The sequence below is a fragment of the Thalassobacillus devorans genome (assembly GCF_011761345.1).
Classification (GTDB): domain Bacteria; phylum Bacillota; class Bacilli; order Bacillales; family Halobacillaceae; genus Thalassobacillus; species Thalassobacillus devorans.
This window is the reverse complement of the sequence record NZ_JAASRY010000001.1, coordinates 806003-825589: the sequence shown is the minus strand read 5'-3', so window position 1 is coordinate 825589 and position 19587 is coordinate 806003. Positions and strand designations below refer to the sequence as shown.

General features: G+C 42.9%; 16 protein-coding genes. 4 read left to right on the top strand and 12 right to left on the bottom strand.

What is annotated here, in order from left to right; translation table 11 throughout:
* Position 1 precedes the first annotated feature (1 nt).
* Positions 2–1045 carry a pyruvate dehydrogenase (acetyl-transferring) E1 component subunit alpha gene (gene pdhA / locus FHS45_RS04105; protein ID WP_176224073.1) on the bottom strand — a complete coding sequence of 348 codons (1044 nt, stop codon included), beginning with the start codon at positions 1043–1045 and terminating at the stop codon, positions 2–4.
* Between the two features lie 470 nt (positions 1046–1515).
* The gene (locus FHS45_RS04100; RefSeq protein WP_229717811.1) at positions 1516–2271 is read right to left on the bottom strand and encodes a YkyA family protein; all 756 of its coding nucleotides are present in this window, start codon (positions 2269–2271) and stop codon (positions 1516–1518) included.
* Positions 2272–2476: 205 nt separating this feature from the next.
* Between FHS45_RS04100 and def the strand changes: the two genes are divergently transcribed.
* Positions 2477–3031: a peptide deformylase gene (def, locus tag FHS45_RS04095; RefSeq protein ID WP_062445621.1), complete on the top strand. Its 555-nt coding sequence runs from the start codon at positions 2477–2479 to the stop codon at positions 3029–3031.
* Between the two features lie 167 nt (positions 3032–3198).
* Here def and FHS45_RS04090 read toward each other — a convergent pair whose 3' ends face one another.
* On the bottom strand, positions 3199–3978 hold the full coding sequence (locus tag FHS45_RS04090; protein ID WP_062445619.1) for a Cof-type HAD-IIB family hydrolase: 780 nt from the start codon (positions 3976–3978) through the stop codon (positions 3199–3201).
* 471 nt (positions 3979–4449) lie between these two features.
* Here FHS45_RS04090 and FHS45_RS04085 point away from each other — a divergent pair, with 471 nt between their 5' ends.
* Both FHS45_RS04085 and rnjA read left to right on the top strand, forming a co-directional pair.
* Positions 4450–4662: a DNA-dependent RNA polymerase subunit epsilon gene (locus FHS45_RS04085; protein ID WP_062445617.1), complete on the top strand. Its 213-nt coding sequence runs from the start codon at positions 4450–4452 to the stop codon at positions 4660–4662.
* 2 nt (positions 4663–4664) lie between these two features.
* A complete protein-coding gene (gene rnjA, locus FHS45_RS04080) occupies positions 4665–6332 on the top strand; it encodes a ribonuclease J1 (protein WP_062445615.1) in 1668 nt (555 codons plus the stop codon).
* A 236-nt stretch (positions 6333–6568) separates the two neighbouring features.
* Here rnjA and FHS45_RS04075 read toward each other — a convergent pair whose 3' ends face one another.
* The 8 genes from FHS45_RS04075 to FHS45_RS04040 form a co-directional block, all read right to left on the bottom strand.
* Entirely contained in the window at positions 6569–8290 is a 1722-nt protein-coding gene (locus tag FHS45_RS04075; protein WP_371872013.1) for a pyruvate oxidase, read from the bottom strand.
* A gap of 182 nt (positions 8291–8472) precedes the next feature.
* On the bottom strand, positions 8473–9141 hold the full coding sequence (locus FHS45_RS04070; protein WP_062445611.1) for a potassium channel family protein: 669 nt from the start codon (positions 9139–9141) through the stop codon (positions 8473–8475).
* Positions 9142–9257: 116 nt separating this feature from the next.
* Entirely contained in the window at positions 9258–10271 is a 1014-nt protein-coding gene (locus tag FHS45_RS04065) for a cytochrome d ubiquinol oxidase subunit II (RefSeq protein ID WP_181949534.1), read from the bottom strand.
* A complete protein-coding gene (locus tag FHS45_RS04060; RefSeq protein WP_062445607.1) occupies positions 10271–11626 on the bottom strand; it encodes a cytochrome ubiquinol oxidase subunit I in 1356 nt (451 codons plus the stop codon). Before FHS45_RS04060 ends, FHS45_RS04065 begins: the two co-directional genes overlap by 1 nt.
* Before the next feature lie 293 nt (positions 11627–11919).
* Positions 11920–13764 (bottom strand): ABC transporter ATP-binding protein, encoded by a 1845-nt coding sequence (locus FHS45_RS04055; RefSeq protein ID WP_062445605.1) that lies wholly within the window; start codon positions 13762–13764, stop codon positions 11920–11922.
* A gap of 22 nt (positions 13765–13786) precedes the next feature.
* The gene (locus FHS45_RS04050) at positions 13787–15541 is read right to left on the bottom strand and encodes an ABC transporter ATP-binding protein (protein ID WP_062445603.1); all 1755 of its coding nucleotides are present in this window, start codon (positions 15539–15541) and stop codon (positions 13787–13789) included.
* A 232-nt stretch (positions 15542–15773) separates the two neighbouring features.
* Positions 15774–16223, bottom strand: coding sequence for a TlpA family protein disulfide reductase (locus FHS45_RS04045; protein ID WP_062445601.1), 450 nt, complete (start codon positions 16221–16223; stop codon positions 15774–15776).
* Between the two features lie 101 nt (positions 16224–16324).
* Positions 16325–16867 carry a peroxiredoxin gene (locus FHS45_RS04040; RefSeq protein ID WP_062445599.1) on the bottom strand — a complete coding sequence of 181 codons (543 nt, stop codon included), beginning with the start codon at positions 16865–16867 and terminating at the stop codon, positions 16325–16327.
* A 325-nt stretch (positions 16868–17192) separates the two neighbouring features.
* Between FHS45_RS04040 and FHS45_RS04035 the strand changes: the two genes are divergently transcribed.
* Positions 17193–18047 carry a mechanosensitive ion channel family protein gene (locus tag FHS45_RS04035; RefSeq protein WP_062445597.1) on the top strand — a complete coding sequence of 285 codons (855 nt, stop codon included), beginning with the start codon at positions 17193–17195 and terminating at the stop codon, positions 18045–18047.
* 223 nt (positions 18048–18270) lie between these two features.
* On the opposite strand, the gene FHS45_RS04030 is transcribed toward FHS45_RS04035, so the two are convergent.
* A complete protein-coding gene (locus FHS45_RS04030) occupies positions 18271–19554 on the bottom strand; it encodes a hemolysin family protein (protein WP_062445594.1) in 1284 nt (427 codons plus the stop codon).
* Positions 19555–19587 lie beyond the last annotated feature (33 nt).

Below are 19587 nucleotides of genomic sequence, written 5' to 3'. Positions count from 1 at the left end.
TTTATTTCGACTCCTTTGCCTCGTATTCTTCCCTTTGCTCTTGAAGGCTGGCAGGAAGTTCTTCGTACATGATATCCATTAGTTCAGTAACTTTCTGTTTTGGCTGCTCGTCTGCTTTCTTAATGGCAGCTTTAACTTCTTCTTTCGCTTGTTCGATTACTTCATTTTCTTCTTCTTCAGACCATAGGCCTTTGTTTTCAAGGAACGTACGGAAACGGACGATAGGGTCTTTTGCTTCCCACTCATTGTCAGTTTCTTCTGTACGATAACGTGTCGGGTCATCACCAGCCATTGTATGAGGACCGTAACGGTATGTCATGGTTTCGATTAATGTCGGACCTTCACCATTAATAGCACGTTCACGTGCATCTTTGGTAGCTGCATAAACAGCCAAAACGTCCATACCGTCTACCTGAATGCCTTCAATACCAGCAGCAACTGCTTTTTGGGCGATTGTTTTCGCAGCGGATTGCTTTTCTACTGGAACGGAAATTGCATAACGGTTGTTTTGGACTACGAATACTGCCTGTGCATTGAATGCACCAGCAAAGTTAATACCTTCGTAGAAGTCACCTTGGGAGGCACCGCCGTCCCCTGTGTAAGTAATTGCGATTGCGTCTTTGCCGCGTTTCTTCATACCAATACCGACACCAGCAGCTTGTGTAATCTGTGCACCGATAATGATTTGCGGGCTGACAGCATTCACACCTTCTGGCATCTGGTTACCGTGAAAGTGTCCACGGGAGAATAGGAATGCCTGGTACAATGGCAGACCATGCCAGATCAATTGAGGTACATCACGGTACCCTGGAAGAATAAAGTCTTCTTTCTCAAGTGCATAATGACTGCCTAGCTGGGAAGCTTCCTGTCCTGCTGTCGGAGCATAGAATCCCAGGCGGCCCTGACGGTTCAAGGCAATGGAACGTTGGTCTAAGATACGTGTGTAAACCATGCGGCGCATGATCTCTTTCAAATCATCGTCTGAAAGGTCAGGCATTGCATCTTCATTTACAATTTCGCCTTTTTCATTCAGAATTTGAAACATTTCGAACTGATTTTCAATGTTTTCAAGTGAGCGTTTCAAACTGATTCACCTCTTCCTTCCTATTAAAAAAATGGATACTTTCCTTAGCTTTCCCAAAAGCTGAAAAAACCTGTACCGATTTGCTCTTATTCTTTTACCCTTTAGCCATTTATATTAATCATAAGCCTTACACAATGGAAACTGTTACAATAAGAACACAAAAATAACTGGTACAATGAAATGTTCTGTTTGTAGTTTAGCTTATCTTACTAGGAAACGTCAAACAGTTTGTATCAATTTCAATGGAGGTTTTTTAATAACAGCTGGTGCAACAAGGATGAAACAGGCTGGAAGGCATGCAGCGTAAGAAGACTGTTTCAGTAAAATAGCACTCCTGTATCAGTTACGTTCTGAAAAAAATGATTCTCCTGTTATTTTTATTGATGTTCCCCTGGATACTCAACAAAAAAAGACCGCTAAGGGCGGCCTTTTTATTCCTGGTCTGTATCGTCTTTCTCTGAGTCAGGGTTATCTTCTTTCTCCTGCTCATTTGATTCCGATTCAGAAGCTCCATTTTCTTGTTCACTGTATTCCACATTCAAATCTGTCGATTCATAGAAAGTTTTCTTCTGCTTGTTGTATTGTTCTGTATACTGATTGAATTCCTCATTCGCTTCAATGACCTTATCATAACTATCATTAATTTTGTCGATTTGATTCTGTAATGTTTCTTCTTCTAAGTCCTCTTGCTGAAGCAGTTCGTATAATTCTTTATCCAGTTCAATCGCTGACTGGTAACTTTCATACAATTGCTGGTAAGCATCGTAACGATTATTCATCGTTTCCACCAGTTTTTGTGCTTCTTCCTTCGCTTCTGCCTGTTCTTCTTCATCTAAATCATCAATAATCGGTTCGATTTTATCAAATTCTTCTTTAGCTGCATCGATACTTTCTTTTTCACGATCAATCTTTTCCTGACGCTCTTCCACTAAAGATGCCGCTTCCTGGGAATACTCTTTGATCTGGTCGAATTCATCCATGCTCAGGTTAATGATTTTGTTATACAATTCCTGTTCCTTACGCTCCAATTCGACGATCGGCTCTTGTTGTTCCCGGAATTCTTCCTCCAGAGAAACAGCTTCTTCAAGATGTTCATAGATTTGTTCCTCAGGAGCCGGCCCATTATTGCAGGCTGCTAACATAACTAAGATGAGTGATAATGGTATGAATAGCTTTCTTAATAACACGAATCTTCCCCCTTAAGAAGTATGGATTTTTCCATACTTTTCATCATAATTTACATACTATAATAAAAAAAATTAAATTGGAAGGATATTTTATCCAATATTGTAGTAGAATGGGGATTTCTCTTATCCCCCTTCTGAAGTCATCTATGTTAAACTATATGAAGATATTCGAAGACAGAGATAGAGAGAAAGGATGGACATTGGTATGATTACAATGAAAGATATTGTACGGGAGGGTAATCCGGTGCTTCGTGAGGTGGCAGACGAGGTGGAAATGCCCCCGAGCGAGGAAGAGAAAGAAACCCTTGGAGAGATGCTGCAATATTTAAAAAACAGTCAGGACGAACAAATCTGTGACCGTTACAGCTTAAGACCGGGCGTAGGATTAGCCGCTCCTCAAATTGGAGTATCCAAGCGGATGCTTGCGGTCCATTTTACGGATTTCAATGATAAATTATATAGTTATGGCTTGTTTAACCCGAAAATCGTTAGTCATTCCGTTGAAAAAGCCTATTTGACGAGCGGTGAAGGCTGTCTTTCTGTAGACCGGGAAGTACCTGGATATGTTCCGCGTTATGCACGAGTCACGATCAAAGCTGTTGATTTGGAAGGAAACGAAGTGAAATTGCGGTTGCGAGATTTTGCAGCAATCGTCTTCCAGCATGAAATCGACCATTTGAATGGCGTGATGTTCTACGATCATATCGATCCGGATAATCCATTCAAAGAACCAGAAAACGCCAAAGCCCTCGATCATTAAACACAACTTCTCATTTCACAATCTAATCCATATAGTAAAAAAGCTTAGAGTCCTCGTGGCTCTAAGCTTTTTAAAAATGGTCCCATTCAATTAAAATGCCGAAAAGTAGAAGACTTGATTTCGAGGTGTTTTCCTGCCCATCCTTCTCTTACATGATAACGGACCTCTTAGTTTTCTAGAAGGCCGACTTCGTGGATGGCTTTGACTAGTCCGCCTTCGTCGACATCATCGGTGACGTAATCAGCTAGGGGTTTAAGCTCTGGAATTGAGTTCCCCATTGCAACAGCGGTACCGACTACTTCCATCATTTCCTTATCGTTCGGTCCATCACCAAATCCGTAGGAGTCTTCGATGCGCAGACCGCTTGCCTCGATCATTTTTTTGATTCCTTCTGCTTTAGAGCCACCGCCAGGTAAGACATCACAGGCTTTTGGATGCCAGCGGATAAAATCAAAAGCGTCGTGCTCCCCACGATAATCCTCAATTTCATCCCCTTCACAGAAAATCAATGATTGGTATATGTTCCTTCCATCATAAAAGGCATCGTCGATATCCGGGTAATCAAAATGTAAGCTCCCCATACTTTCCGAAATATGCTCATGCTCAGATTCTGTCGCCTTCATTTCTTCATGATTCATAAACACCATAGGATGGCCGGTTTGCTTGGCATGTTCAAAGAGAGTGGTCAGCCTCTCCGTTGAAAGCGGGTTTTCATAAATGACCTCCCCTTCAAATACCACATACTGTCCATTAAAACTAACAAACGATTCAATCCCCAGTGTTTTTCTAATATCCTCGAACATGAATGGAGCCCTGCCTGTTGCAATTGCGCAGTAAACTCCTTCTTCCTGCAGGCGTTTTATTGTGAGAATCGTCTCTTCAGGCAGTTCTTTATTATGATTTAGCAAAGTTCCATCAATATCAAAAAAAGCAATCTTCTTATTCATTTTTCATCCTCCTGCTGTTCCGTTAGTATCTGTTATTTCTTTTCAGTTATTTTTAATCAATGAATACACCATAGCATGACTGAAACAAGATGAGAAGGGAAAAACTAAGGGATAACTTCAGGAATTTCAAGCGCCAATTTCGGGTATCGTTGGATAATAAATCCTCTCAGATAATAGTTCTTTGTTTCATTATTTCTCAAACCGTATTATACTAAGAGTAACGGGATTGGGTCGGTTGAACGTTTTTAGTTGTTTTCTTCATCACCTTGAAAGGAGATGAGTGCTATGCTGAAGCGCTTAAGAAGAAAGCTGAAAAAACGTTGGAAAGATTTTTGGAAGCGTAAAACGTTAGCCTGAGACGGTCTTCTCCTACGTATTAGGAGTAGCAAAAAACATCCGATAAACTATGCGCTATTATTATTGCTAGGAAAAAACATGGAAAACATTAGCAGTTAGGAGAGATATTAGAAAATGGTATATAAAGTGTTATATCAGGAGCTTCCTGCCGAAGTTCCTGTTCGAGAACGTACAAAAGCTCTGTATGTAGAAGCAGAGACAGAAAGAAAAGTTCGTGAACATCTGTCCGATCGTGGGATTAATATTGAATTTATTCAGGGGTTAGATGAGGAACACCTGAATTATGAAAAACAAACGGTTGAAAAACTTGAAGTGGAGAACGGCTGATCATGAAATTCGTTAAAAATGATCAAACCGCTGTTTTTGCACTAGGCGGTTTAGGTGAAATCGGTAAAAACACGTATGGCGTCCAGTTCCAGGACGAAATCATCTTGATTGATGCGGGTATCAAATTCCCGGAAGATGAATTACTTGGGATTGATTATGTCATTCCGGATTACACCTATCTGGTGCAAAACCAGGACAAGATTAAAGGTCTTTTTATCACCCACGGACACGAAGACCACATAGGTGGCATTCCTTATCTTCTACGTGAAATCAATGTGCCTATCTATGCAGGAAAATTAGCGATTGGACTAATTAAAAATAAGTTGGATGAACACGGTTTATTGCGGAATGCAAAACTGAACACGATTCAGGAAGAGGATGTAATCAAATTCCGCAAAACATCGGTGACATTCTTTAAAACTACACACAGCATTCCGGACTCTTTTGGTGTCGTTGTGAAAACACCACCAGGGAATGTTGTGCACACCGGTGATTTCAAATTTGATTTCACCCCGGTTGGAGAGCCAGCAAACCTAGCAAAAATGGCTGAAATCGGTAAAGAAGGCGTATTAGCATTATTATCGGATAGTACAAATAGTGAAGTCCCAGGTTTTACAAAGTCTGAGAGTGTGGTTGGACAAAGCATCCAGGACATATTCAGCCGTGTTAATGGACGAGTCATTTTTGCGACTTTTGCATCCAATATCTATCGTTTGCAGCAGGCGGTAGAAGCAGCGGTGAAACATAACCGAAAGGTCGCCGTATTCGGACGCAGCATGGAATCGTCTATTCGAATCGGCCAGGAACTCGGCTATATTCAAGCACCGAAGGATACTTTCATCGATGCCCATCAGATCAACCGTCTTCCAGCACATGAGGTCATGATCCTGTGTACCGGCTCCCAAGGGGAACCAATGGCAGCTCTATCCCGTATCGCCAATGGTACACATCGTCAGATTCAGATCATGCCAGGAGATACTGTCGTGTTCTCCTCTTCCCCAATCCCAGGGAACACGTTGAGTGTATCTAAGACAATCAACATGCTTTACCGTAACGGAGCGGATGTCATTCACGGACCATTAAATGACATCCATACTTCTGGTCATGGAAGCCAGGAGGAAATGAAATTGATGCTTCGTTTGATGCAGCCTAAGTATTTCATGCCGATTCATGGTGAATACCGTATGTTAAAAGAGCATACGAAACTGGCTCAACAGACAAACATCGATCCGAGTGACTGCTTCGTTATGGATAACGGAGACGTTTTGGCCCTCGGAAAAGATAATGCCATGATTGCAGGCAAAATTCCATCCGGTTCTGTGTATGTAGATGGAAGCGGTATTGGTGATATCGGGAACATCGTTTTACGCGACCGCCGTATCCTTTCCGAAGAAGGGCTTGTAATTGTAGTTGTAAGCATCAACATGAAGGAATTCAAGATCGCATCAGGTCCAGATATTATTTCGCGGGGATTCGTCTATATGCGTGAATCTGAAGATCTTATCAAAGAAGCGCAAAAGCTTGTTTCCCAGCATGTTGAAAAAGTGATGGAACGCCGTACGACCCAGTGGTCGGAAATCAAGAATGAAATTACGGATACCATTGCACCATTCTTATTTGATAAAACAAAACGCCGCCCGATGATCCTTCCGATTATCATGGAGGTATAATAAAAAATCCCGGACATGTATAAAATGTCCGGGATTTTTTACTTTTCAGGAGCCAGATTCGGATGATGGCTTAAATGGAAGCATATTACAGTAACTTCTTACTTAACGCCTCCATGTTCTTCCCTATCGCCAATAACTTCTGCCCTAACTACCAGACGTTCCTCCCTAACTCAACAAACTTCTGCCCTAACGACGGAAACTTCTCCCCTAACTGAAAAATAGGGATTACTCTGCCATCAGATTAGTCGATCGATTGTTTTTTTCATGTCAGGAAGTTCAATGTTGCCTGTATCGAAAAACTCTTTAATCAAAAATTTACTGTAATTGACTGCCTGGGTATAACCGATGTGTCCTGGTAATGGGGCCTGTTCTTCAATGACGACGTCAATGATGGCGGGTTTGTCGCTCGCGAATGCCTGGTTCATGCTGCTGCTTAAGTCCTCAAATTTTTCCACACGATAGCCTTCTCCGCCGCATGCTTCAGCAAATTTAGCAAAATCCATTTCGCCTAAGTCAGTTTGATATGTCTGGTGTCCCATTTGCTGCTGCTCATATTTGATCATGCTAATGGATTTGTTATTGAGTATAATTACTTTGATCGGAAGTTCGTATTTTACTGCTGTTACGAAATCCTGGGATACCATATTAAAGCCGCCATCTCCGCATACAGCGATTGCCTGGCGATCCGGATAGGCAATTTGTGCCGCTATTGCTCCTGGGAGCCCGCTTCCCATCGTTGCCAGCCAGCCTGAAATAATGAAATCCTGTTGCTTCAATGGAAGAAAGCGTGTCACCCATACGGTCACATTCCCGACATCACAGGAAATAACGGCATTTTTGTCCATCACCTTCTCCAAGTGATACATCACTTGGGGGGCATGCATTGGATCCTGTTCCAGCTTTTTTTCCTCCTGGAGCTGTACATGCCATTCTTTCATTCTTTCCTGACTCTCTCTTAAAAACGAATCGTCTTTCTTTTCACTCATATGAGAAGTAAGATAGGCAAGAGTTTCCTTGGCATCGCCCGCAAGGCCCACTTCGATCGGATACATCTTTCCAAGGTGTTCAGGCTTATAATCAATCTGGATGGCTTTTACACCATCAGGCAGGAAATCCCTGTACGGAAATTGGGTACCTATTAAAAGGATCAAGTCTGCGTCCATCATTGCCTTGTATGCAGGTTTTGTCCCTATCTGCCCATGCTGCCCCAGGCAAAGCGGATGCTGATCCGGAATCACCCCTTTAGCCAGCAGACTAAGGATGATAGGCGCTTTGATATGTTCAGCAAAAGCCACCAGTTCCTCACTGGCTCCTTTCACCCCTTTACCTGCGAGGATTACCGGCTTTTTCGCATCATCAAGCAGTGATCGGGCTTCTTTTAATGATGTTTCTGATGGGAAAATTTGCGGTCGATAGAATCCTTGAGAAGTCAGCCGGCTTTCATTTTTAAACTTCCTGGCAAATAAATCGTCCGGTACAATCAATACCGATACACCTTTATTTACATAAGCCTCACGAATCGCCTGATTCAGTAAGTCAGGAAGCTGGGATTCCGTCGCTGCCCGCTTGTTAAAGACAGAGACATCATCAAACATCCGCTCCAGGTTGATTTCCTGAAAGGCATCGGTGCCTATTTCTTCGCTGTCCACTTGCCCGACAATCGCCAGGACAGGTGCCCTGTCAGCTTTGGCATCATATAACCCATTCAATAGATGGATGGCTCCTGGGCCTGCGATGGACATACAAACCCCGATTTTTCCGGTTAGTTTAGCATACGAGGCAGCAGCGAGCGCTCCTACCTCTTCATGGCGCACTTGAATAAATTTTAATTTTTCTTCCTGTTTTCGTAAATCGTCAATCAATTCATTAATGGAATCACCTGGCATGCCATAGATATGATCAATGCCCCAATCAATCAACATTTCTGTCATCACGGCACCCGTGCGTTTTTCTAACAACATAAAGCACCCTCTCTACATCTAGTTATCTTATATCCATGTGTATATCCTTCCCTGCAACAAAGGAAACCTTCCCCAAAAAATTACTTGGCAGGAAATTATCATATAAAAAAGACTGACAGAGTTCATTCTCCGCCAGTCCTTGATAAGCTTTTCATCATTTTTTGTAAAACATTCCTATTTTAATCGTCTTCGACAACCAGATTTTTCTCGAAACGCGAAATATCTTTATCAGCACCGATTACGATCAGGATATCGCCTTCCTGGATCATCTCAGTCGCCATGGGAGATACGATAACATCTTTATCCCGCTTGATGGCAACGACGTTACAGCCGTACTGGGCTCGAATATCCAGGTCCACAAGCGACCGTCCGCTCATTTTATTTCCGGCTTTCACTTCCACGACACTGTGGTCGTCGGAAAGTTCGATATAGTCGAGAATATTGTTAGACATAATATTATGGGCAATTCGTTTACCCATGTCACGTTCTGGGTGAATGACGTGATCGGCACCTATTTTGCTCAGTATTTTTTCATGGTAATCATTCTGAGCTTTCACAGTAATCTTTTTAATACCCAGCTCTTCCAGAATAACGGTAGTCAGCAGACTTGCCTGGATATTGTCGCCAATGGCGACGATGACATGATCGATATTACGGATTCCCAGTTCTCTCAACACGGTTTCGTCGGTAGAATCAGCAATAACAGCGTGGGATGCAATTTCTTTGTATTCATTTACTTTATCTTCATCTAAATCAATGGCGAGTACTTCAAGACCTTCTTTACTCAATTCCTTGCAGATGCTTCCGCCGAAGCGCCCCAAGCCAATGACTGCATACTCTTTCTTCATCGTTAATCCTCCATTTTCGCTTACATCTGATAGAAGTATTTTATCATAATTTAAGGTTTGCGACGAGCACCCTAAAAGAATTAAACACAGCCTCCGCGTTCGGGAGGCTGTCGGTATCACTTTTTCCCTTTGACATAATCAGCATCAAACAAGAACATTCTCATTAATAAAATGAGCGATGGAATCAATAGGAACAACCCGGCAATAAATGCAATCACCAGTGCAAGCCCCATCGCATCATTGACGACACCTTCGGAAAGGGTAATGTACGGATAAAGCAGGTAAGGCAAATGAGATGCACCATAACCGAAAAACGCGGTGAAGAACTGGAACATGACGGCTATGAACGCCCAGCCGTAATATTTGCCCTGGTAAATCAGGAAAATGGCAAGCATGAAAAATCCGACAGACAGTCCAAACACCCACCATAATTCCATCATCCGGTTAAAGTGATCTTCATTATGCTGACTCATCGCAATAAATGTGGTCAGGCTGGCAATTATCGTAGGCGAACTCCAAAACAGGGCATACTTTTTCACTAGATTCAATGCTCCCTGGTCATCAGCACGGTGAGCATAGAAGCTTAAGAATGCTGCACTGATATACAGGACAGAGACTATCGCAAGAAATACAACGCTCCAGGAGTACGGACTGGTTAGTAATTCACCTGTCAGTAAGTGTACACCTTCCGCTGTCTCTTCGATGAACCCGCCTTCCGAAATGGTCAGCGCTGTTGATAAGGAAGCAGGAATCAACAGACCTGTTGCTCCATAAAGGAACAAATAAATGTTACTCTGTTTCGAACCGTAGTTTTCAAATGCATAGAATGAGCCGCGGATAGCAATCAATACAATTGCTATACTCCCGGGAACGAGCAGTGTCTGGCCATAATAATAGGCCGCATCCGGGAAGAAACCGACCAGTCCGACGAAGAAAAATACGAAAAAAACATTGGTCACTTCCCACACCGGGGATAAATAACGGGAAATCAACCGATTGATTACATGATCCCTTTTTGTCACCTTGGCATAATAAGCAAAAAATCCGGCACCGAAATCAATCGAAGCGACAATTAGGTAGCCATATAAAAAGATCCATAACACAGTGATTCCTATCAGTTCGTATGTCATCAGCGCTCCTCCCCTTTAGCCGTGAATTCCGGATAATGCCGTTCCAGCTCTGATTCAGCAGGGTTGTTTTTGAACAATTTGCGCAGCACGGTGACGACACCGATGCCTAACACGGTATATAAAAGAATGAACAACAGGAGCATCCAGCCGACATTCGGTGAGGTAGTGGCACCTTCTGCAACGGTCATGTACCCTCTCAAAATCCATGGCTGGCGTCCTACCTCGGCATAAATCCAGCCGAATTCAATGGCAAGCATGGCAAGCGGGCCGTTGAATACAATCAGCCACAACAGCCATTTGTTGTTTTCATTCCATTTTTTCATCTTAGCAACTATCAAATAGAGCAAGCTGACCCCTAAGGAATAGAATCCAATCAGCACCATTAAGTCAAACATGTAATGTACCCATAACGGAGCTATTTCATCTTCAGGGAATTGATCAAGACCGACTACTTCGCCATTGAAATCTCCGGTGGCAAGAAAGCTCAATGCTTTCGGTAAGCGAAGAGCATTTTCAACCTCATTATCCTCGTTCAACCGGCCAAATAATATTAAATCTGCGCCTTCCTCTGTTTCAAAATGCCATTCTGCTACGGCCAGTTTTTCCGGTTGTTCATGCGCCAGGAATTTAGCAGATAAATCCCCTGCAACAGCCGTCAACAAAGCAAAAATGAAAATGGAACCGACCGTCAGTTTTAAAGCTTTTTTATGGTATTCCGTGTTTCTTTTTCTAATGATATAAAAAGCAGTAATAGCCGCGAGGATCGCAGCAGATGTCAAATAAGCTGTCGACAGAACATGGAATACCTTCGTCGGTGTCGCAGGATTGAACATCGCAACAAGTGGCTGGACATTCACCAACGCGCCATCCTTGACTTCGAAACCTTGCGGCGTGTTCATAAAAGAGTTGACGGTAGTAATGAAAAACGCCGACATCCCAGCCCCAATAACGACAGGAATGGATAAAAACCAATGATAGATCGGCTTTTTAAATCGGTCCCAGGTATATAAGTAAGCACCAAGAAAAATAGCCTCAAAAAAGAAGGCGAAGGTTTCCAGGAACAATGGGAGGCTGATGACGTTTCCAGCAACCTGCATGAAACTCGGCCATAATAAGGATAATTGCAAGCCGATAGCCGTTCCGGTTACCACACCAACTGCAACGAGTATAATGAACCCTCTTGTCCACCTTCTGGCCAGCAAGGTATAATTCGGGTCTTTCTTTTTGATACCCATGAATTCCGCAATGGAAATCAATAGTGGAACCCCGACCCCGATCGTTGCAAAAATAATATGAAAGCCAAGCGTTAATGATGTCAATAACCTGCTTAGCATGACGTTATCTAATTCAAACACAGACTTCCCTCCCCATTACACTTCAATTTTCATGAACTCTATGGTTACTCTACCCTAAAAATACTAACACTAGTATAATATGTGAAATCGTTTTAATTTAATTTTAATCATGACTATTTTGTGACAAACTTCACATATTCTTTCTAGTTTTTATCGTATAATATTTGTTTCGTTTTTGTCCAAAGAAAAAGTCTGCCCCGATACCACTTTCAATAAAACAGGGTCGTTGATGAACAAGAGAAAAAACGCCTGGACTTTGATTATCCAGGCGTTTTTGATATTATTTTGCTTTTTTATATGGCATCCAGCATTTGGAATTGTGTTTTGACCAGGTCGTAATATTCACCTTTTTGGTCCATCAGCTCATCATGGCTGCCTTGTTCAAGAATTTTACCATGCTCCAGCACAATGATATTATCCGCTTCCCTGATCGTAGAAAGACGGTGAGCGATAATGATCGCTGTTCTTCCTTTTAACAGCCGACGCAATGCAGACTGAATTTTCACTTCGGTTTCTGTATCGATGCTTGCTGTCGCTTCATCCAAAATCAGGATTCTTGGATCAGCGAGCAGTGCTCTTGCAAACGAAAGCAGTTGACGTTCCCCTGCAGAGAGGACGTTGCCTCGTTCTTCCACCTCTGTCTCATATCCATTCGAAAGACGCTGGATGAATTCATCAGCCCCGACGACCTTTGCCGCTTCAATAACTTCATCATCCGTTGCATCCGGACGGCCGAAACGAATATTTTCCATGATGGTGCCGGAAAAAATGAATGTATCCTGAAGGACGACACTAATTTGCTGCCGGACACTGTCAATGGTAACATCGCGCAGGTCGGTTCCATCAATTTTCACAGCTCCTTTGGTAGGATCATAGAAACGGCTGATCAAATTAGCAATTGTAGATTTACCGGAACCTGTATGACCGACCAATGCAACAGTCTGCCCTTGTTTCATCTCCAGTGAAATTTCATGAAGGGCAATCCTTTTATCATCATATGAAAACTGGACATGGTCGAATTCGATATGACCCTTGATGCGCTCTAACTGTTTCGCATCTGGCTTCTCCGCCACGTTTGGCTGCTCATCAAGAAATTCAAATATCCGTTCTGACGCCGCCATTGCCATCAGCAGCTGGTTATACATCTGTCCGAGACGTGAAATCGGCTCCCAGAACATTCCCAGGAAAAAGGCGAAGGAGACAAACGTCCCTACTTCAATTCCCCCATTCGCCGGTCCCTGAATGATCAGCCACGCCCCGTAAGAGATAAGAATGACTGTGCCAATGGCGTTACTCATTTCTACAAATGGACGGAACATAGCACTTTTCTTCGTAGCATTCCGCCAGGCTTCAAAACTGTCGGTATTGACACCGTCAAAGAACTCAGCATTTTCTTTTTCCTGAGAAAACGACTGGGTGATCCGGATACCCTGAATGCTTTCATTCAAATGGGAATTCAAACGGGATTGCTGAATTCTTACCCGCTGCCAGGAACGGCGGATATTCCGGCGTAATTTCGTTGAGATATAAAACATGAGTGGCAAAACGACCATGATCGCCAATGCCAGTTTCGGGCTCAGCACGAATAATATTATGATAATGCCAAGCAAGGTCACGATGTCCATCAATAGATTGATGATTCCATTTGTGAACAGTTCCTGCAATGAATTGATGTCATTCATGATCCGGACAAGTATCGAACCGGCTGAACGCGAGTCGAAAAACCGGTGTGATAACCGCTGGACATGGGAGAACAAGTGCTGGCGCAAATCATAGATGACATTTTGCCCCAGGATGTTCACCCATTTAATACGGAATACGTTCCCAAGATAACTGAATAAGTAAAGAATGGCGATTCCGACTACGAGCTGAATCAGCATATTGACGTCCTGATTCGCAATCGCAATATCAATCGCTACTTTACCTATCAGGATCGGTACGACTAATCGGATGATCGTTGACACCAGCATGGCGATGATAGCTGCCGGGAGCAGCGTTTTTGCGTATGGTTTTAAATATTTTAATAACCGGACCATCTGTTCCCAGTTGAACGGCTTCTCAATCGCCTGGTCGATGGTGTAATGAAACCGGTTCAAGTGCTTATTTTCCTGTGGTTTCGTTTTTTGTCTGCGTGCCAAGGTGACTCCCCCCTTTTTGATTTCAGGTATTGGATGCTTTCAAAATCTGTTCTTTATCCTGATACTGAATATCATAGATACGTTGATATGGACCACCGTTAGAAAGCAGGAAGTCGTGGGTACCACGCTCTTTTACTTCCCCATCCTCCAGGACGATAATTTCATCCGCGTGCTTCAAGGAAGAAATTCGGTGTGCAATGATGAAGGTCGTTCTCCCTTGCATCACTTCCTTCAAAGCTTTTTGAATCTTGAATTCTGTTTCCATATCCACAGCAGAAGTAGCATCATCCAAAACAAGGATACTCGGATCAATCAAAATCGCCCGGGCAATTGCGATCCGCTGCTTTTGGCCACCGGATAAGCCCATTCCCCGCTCACCTAACAACGTATCGTAACCTTCAGGCATATCCATGATGAATTCATGTGCCTGCGCCCGCTTGGCAGCATCTATGACTTCTTCTAATGTAGCATCCGGGTTCCCATAAGCAATATTTTCTTTGATCGTCGTTGAAAAAAGGAATGATTCCTGAAGTACAAACCCGATATTGCGGCGTAAAGTTTTCAAGGCATAGTGGTCTACAGGTTTGCCATCAACTAGTACTTCTCCGGTTTCAGGTTCATAAAATCGAGTGATTAACTGGGTGATACTTGTTTTCCCGGAACCAGTTGCCCCGATTAAACCGATGACCTTGCCTGGAGGGGCATCAAAATTGACATTTTTTAATGCTGAATCATCATCTTCCGTATAAGTCAGGGTGACATCACGGAAAGTGACATGACCGTTTAAGCGCTCCAGAGTAATTGGTTTATATTTTTCCTGAATATCTTCTTTCGCCTCTAAAATTTCAAGAAGACGTTCCCCGGACGCTTTCGATTGAGAAAATAAGTTAATAACAAAACCGAGGTTCATTAATGGTCCAAGGATATACCAGACGAGGCTGAAGAATGCGACGAGTTCGCCGAGGCCAAGATTCCCATTGACGACCATGCTGCCTCCGTACGCCAGCAATGCGACGACAGACACATTTCCGATGAACTCCATCAATGGAAAGTATTTTGCCCAGATATTGGCGGTGGTCAGGTAATTCTGGCGGTAGTCCTGGTTACGGTCGGAGAATCTGCCGATTTCAAAACCTTCCCTTGATAATGATTTAACGGTTGTCATGCCGCTTATATTTTCCTGTACGCGTGTATTCAGTTTCCCGAACGATTTACGAATGCCTCGGAAAGCTGGATGGACGCGTTTATCAAACTGGAAAACAACGACTGCCAGAAAAGGCATCGCCGCCATCGTTACAAGCGCCAATGGCACGGAATAATAAAACATGACGCTTAGGCTGATGACAATCAATAATGTGATACGGATTAATTCAGCAATACCGAATGAAAGGAAAAAGCGGAACCCTTCCACATCCGCTGTCAGCCGGGACATGATATCGCCGGTTTTGGCGTTGTCATAATACTTAAATGGGAGACGCTGTAATTTTTTATAAAGTTCATCTCTCAATTTATAGACGGAAGTGATACCGAATAAATCACCTAAGTATTGGTGTAGGTAGGTGGCGATTCCTTTGATGGACATCAAAATAATGAAGGCGCCTGCCAAATAAGGAATGAGATTATACCGTTCATCTGCTACAACATCATCGATTGTGATTTGCAGGATGATCGGGTATACCACAGTAATTCCCGTCACAAATAATAAAAACAACAGCGACCAAAAGAAATACTTTTTATAAGGCCAATAAAATTCTCTCAGCTTTTTGAAAGTATCCATTGTCTCCCTCCTCTTTCTGTAAAATTTTAACGTAATTATAAATATATCGGGTTACGAAATAAATATCCACCTTTTTGAGTTAATTTTTTTAAAATTCTCCATACTTTATTCTAGTGTAAAATTGGATAGCACTAATGTACATGACACGTGGATTTTCATAGTAAATAACGAGGAACAATCACTTTTAGTCATTAAAAAAACCACCAGCTTTAACTGGTGGTTCGGTTCGTGCTTATTTTTCTTTGTTGCCAAGGACGCGGTTGACGCGTTTGCGGAGCATTTTCATACCACCGCCGCCTGCCTGGAAGTGACGAAGGTTACCTTCTTCATCAAATACATAGTAGGCAGGAACATATTGGTTTTCAAACGCATCGGTAAGTGCGTGTTTGTTGTCTACGAAAATGGGCTGAGTAATATCATGCTCAGCAGCCACTTCTTTGATTTTATCCAAATCAAGGTCTTTTTCAGAGCGTGGCATATGGACGGCAACCACGTTCAAATCTTCTTTATATTCGTCACGGAATTCATTAACGTTCGGCATTGCTTCTTTACATAGACCACAGCTGACAGACCAGAAATGGATCAATGTAGGTTTATCTCCTAATAGATCACTTTTAGAGACCTCTCCGTTCAACCATTCGGTTGCGCCTTCCAGTTCAGGCATTGGTGCTCTTAAACGCATGTTAATTCCTCCTTAGAAAAGGTACAGTTCGGTTACTTAGATATAAAAGGGCCTAACCTGAAGTTAGACCCTTGTGAATAGCTTGTCCTTTTATGACCCTATTATAGAGTCTCTTGACCTGGCTTCCAGTTTGCTGGGCAAAGTCCGCCAGTTTGAAGTGCTTGAAGTACACGTAGTGTTTCATCAACGTCACGGCCGATGTTGTTGTGGTTAACTACTTGATACATCAATTCACCTTCTGGGCTGATGATGAATAGGCCGCGTAGTGCAACACCTTCATCTTCAATTAGTACACCAAAGTCTTCAGAGACTTTATGGTTAGTGTCAGCAGCCAATGGGTAGGCAAGATCGCCTAGACCATTGTCATCACGGGAAGTGTTGATCCATGCCAAGTGTGTGTGGATAGTATCTGTAGATACTCCAACTACCTCTGCATCCAGATCTTCAAATTCATCGTAACGATCGGAAAGTGCAGTGATTTCTGTTGGACATACGAAAGTGAAGTCCATTGGATAGAAGAATAGCACTGTCCATTTGTCGTTCTTCATGTTTTCTTCCAAAGATACTTTTCCGAATTCTTTGTTCGGAAGTACTGCGTCCATTTCGAAGCGTGGAGCTTGTTTTGCTACCATACGTTCTGCCATGAAAATCCCTCCAAAAAATATTGAATTAGTTGTTGTAATCACTCACAAGTCCTATTATAACGAGCTGCTTGTTTAAAGTCAATATTAAATTATAATAAATTTAATCTAGCTTCTCCGACTTCCATAATCAAGCATGCCCTAATAATATAACCCTTACACATTCTCATTAAACAATAATGATTGATGAATGTAAAATGATAGGCATTACATCCGGCAAAAACCTTTTCTATCCCGGTTATTACCGAATCAACCGTTTGATTTGATAATTTATTACAAAATCCGCTATTCTATTACATAGCACGGTATGAAATAAGGAGTTGTTTACATGAATTTGTTTGAGGATGGTTTCCAAATCAATTTAACGGAAATCACAGAGCTGTTGATTACGGTAGGGTTGAAAATCCTATTGCTTCTCATAGCGTTCGCAATTATTGCACCGATTGGCCGAAAAGCGATCAGTGGCGCCATCAACCGGATCAGCAGACATAGAAAAATTCCGGAACCTCGCACGAAAACACTGGAGCGTCTTACAATCAATCTGTTTTCCTACATTATGATGTTCGTTTTTGTGGTAATGCTTCTTGAGATGGTCGGTATTCCGATCGGACCATTACTTGCGGGTGCTGGTATTGTCGGTCTCGCCATTGGTTTTGGCGCTCAAGGCCTTGTCAGTGACATCGTTACCGGTTTTTTCATATTGATTGAACGGCAGGTAGATGTAGATGATTATGTGACCGCAGCAGGTTATGACGGAGTGGTGGAAGAAGTTGGCCTGCGGACGACAAAGCTGCGCGGCTTTGATGGAACTCTTCATTATATCCCCAACCGGGAAATCTCAGGTGTCAGTAACCACTCTCGCGGCAACATGCGCGCGATGATCGACATCGGCATCGCTTATGATGAAAATATCGAGGAAGCCGTCGCTGTTCTTCAGCGCGTCTGTGATGATTTTGCAGCCAATGATGAACGAATCAAAGAAGGCCCGGATGTCCTGGGTGTTCAGACTCTTGGTTCCTCTGATATCGTCTTACGAGTTCTCGGTAAAACCACAAACATGGAACAATGGGGCGTCGAAAGGGATTTACGCAAGGCGATGAAAGAAGCCCTTGACGCTGCTGGCATTGAAATCCCGTTCCCTCATCAGGTATATATAGAGAAGCAGGGTAACGCAGAAGCTTAACGGCCCCCCCTGGACCGGCTGTCTCGTATATGGGTAGTTTGTCTCGAAAATTTTCGTATTTGTCTCATTAAATCACGAATTTGTCTCTCATAATTTAAATTTTGTCTCATTAATGAACCCGAGGGAATCACAAACGGATGTAATTTCTCATATAAGCCGAATCTGTCTCATAAAAAGTTAAATCCTAAAAAAATTATCCCGGGCTCCTGCGCCCGGGACATTTTTATTCTTTCCATACCTCTACTTTTCTAATTTGCCCATCAATCATATCAACGATTTTAAAATGATGATTCCGGAAGGTGACCTCTGTCCCCTCCGAAGCATCGATATCATTCGTATAAATAAATCCGGCAATCGTGTCGTAGTCTTCATTCTCAAGATCCAAATCAAAATATTCATTCATGTCCTGAATAGAGACTTTTCCTTCCACAAGGAAGTGGCCGTTTTTCAGACGTTTGATCGCCCGTTCTTCTTCGTGGTCGAATTCATCGCGGATCTCTCCTACGATCTCTTCAATAATATCTTCAATGGTAACAATTCCGGATGTACCTCCATATTCATCGATCAGGACGGCCATATGCGTCCGTTCTTTTTGCATCCGGACCAGCAAGTCATGGATCGGGATATTTTCAAATACTTTGAATGCCGGGCGGATGAACGGCTCTAACGTACCCAGGTCTTCGAAATCATTATAAAATAGTTCCTTCAAATGAATGACACCCAGGATATGGTCTTTATCACCGTCAATGACTGGATATCTCGTAAACCGTTCTTGCTGGATATAACGACTGATCGCTTTGACAGAATCGTTGATATCGATAACAGCCATTTCCGTACGGGGAATCATGATTTCCTTTGCTGTCCGGTTATCGAATTCAAAAATACGGTCCACGTATGTGAATTCAGATCGGTTGATTTCCCCTTTTTGATAACTTTCCGATAAGATATGCCGCAATTCTTCTTCGGAGTGCACCTCCTCGGATTCATTGGCTGCATGGAGTCCGAACATACGCACCAGGATATTGGCAGACCCATTCAGCAGCCATATCAGCGGATACATCATCTTACTATATAAAATCAATGGCTTTGCCAACAGCAGCGTGATTGCTTCTGCTTTTTGGATGGCAACTGTCTTTGGGGCAAGCTCCCCTAAAACCACATGTAAAAAGGTGATGACAAAAAAGGCGATTCCGAAAGAGATGGTATGACTGACAGCACTCGGCAGCTCAAATTCTTCCAATAACGGGTGGAGGAGCACCTCGAGGGTCGGTTCACCGAGCCAGCCTAATCCCAATGCGGTAATTGTGATTCCCAGCTGACAGGCAGATAGATAATAATCCAGGTTATTTGTCAGCCGTAATACACTCTTCGCTTTTTTATCCCCTGCTTCAGCCCTTGCTTCCATTTTCGTTTTCCGCACCTTTACGATAGCGAATTCACTCGCTACAAAGAAAGCCGTCAATACGATCAGCAAGGCTACTGCCAAAAGCTTTAACGTGGTTTCCATCCAATCTCTCCTCTAACGACTATGTATCGGGGC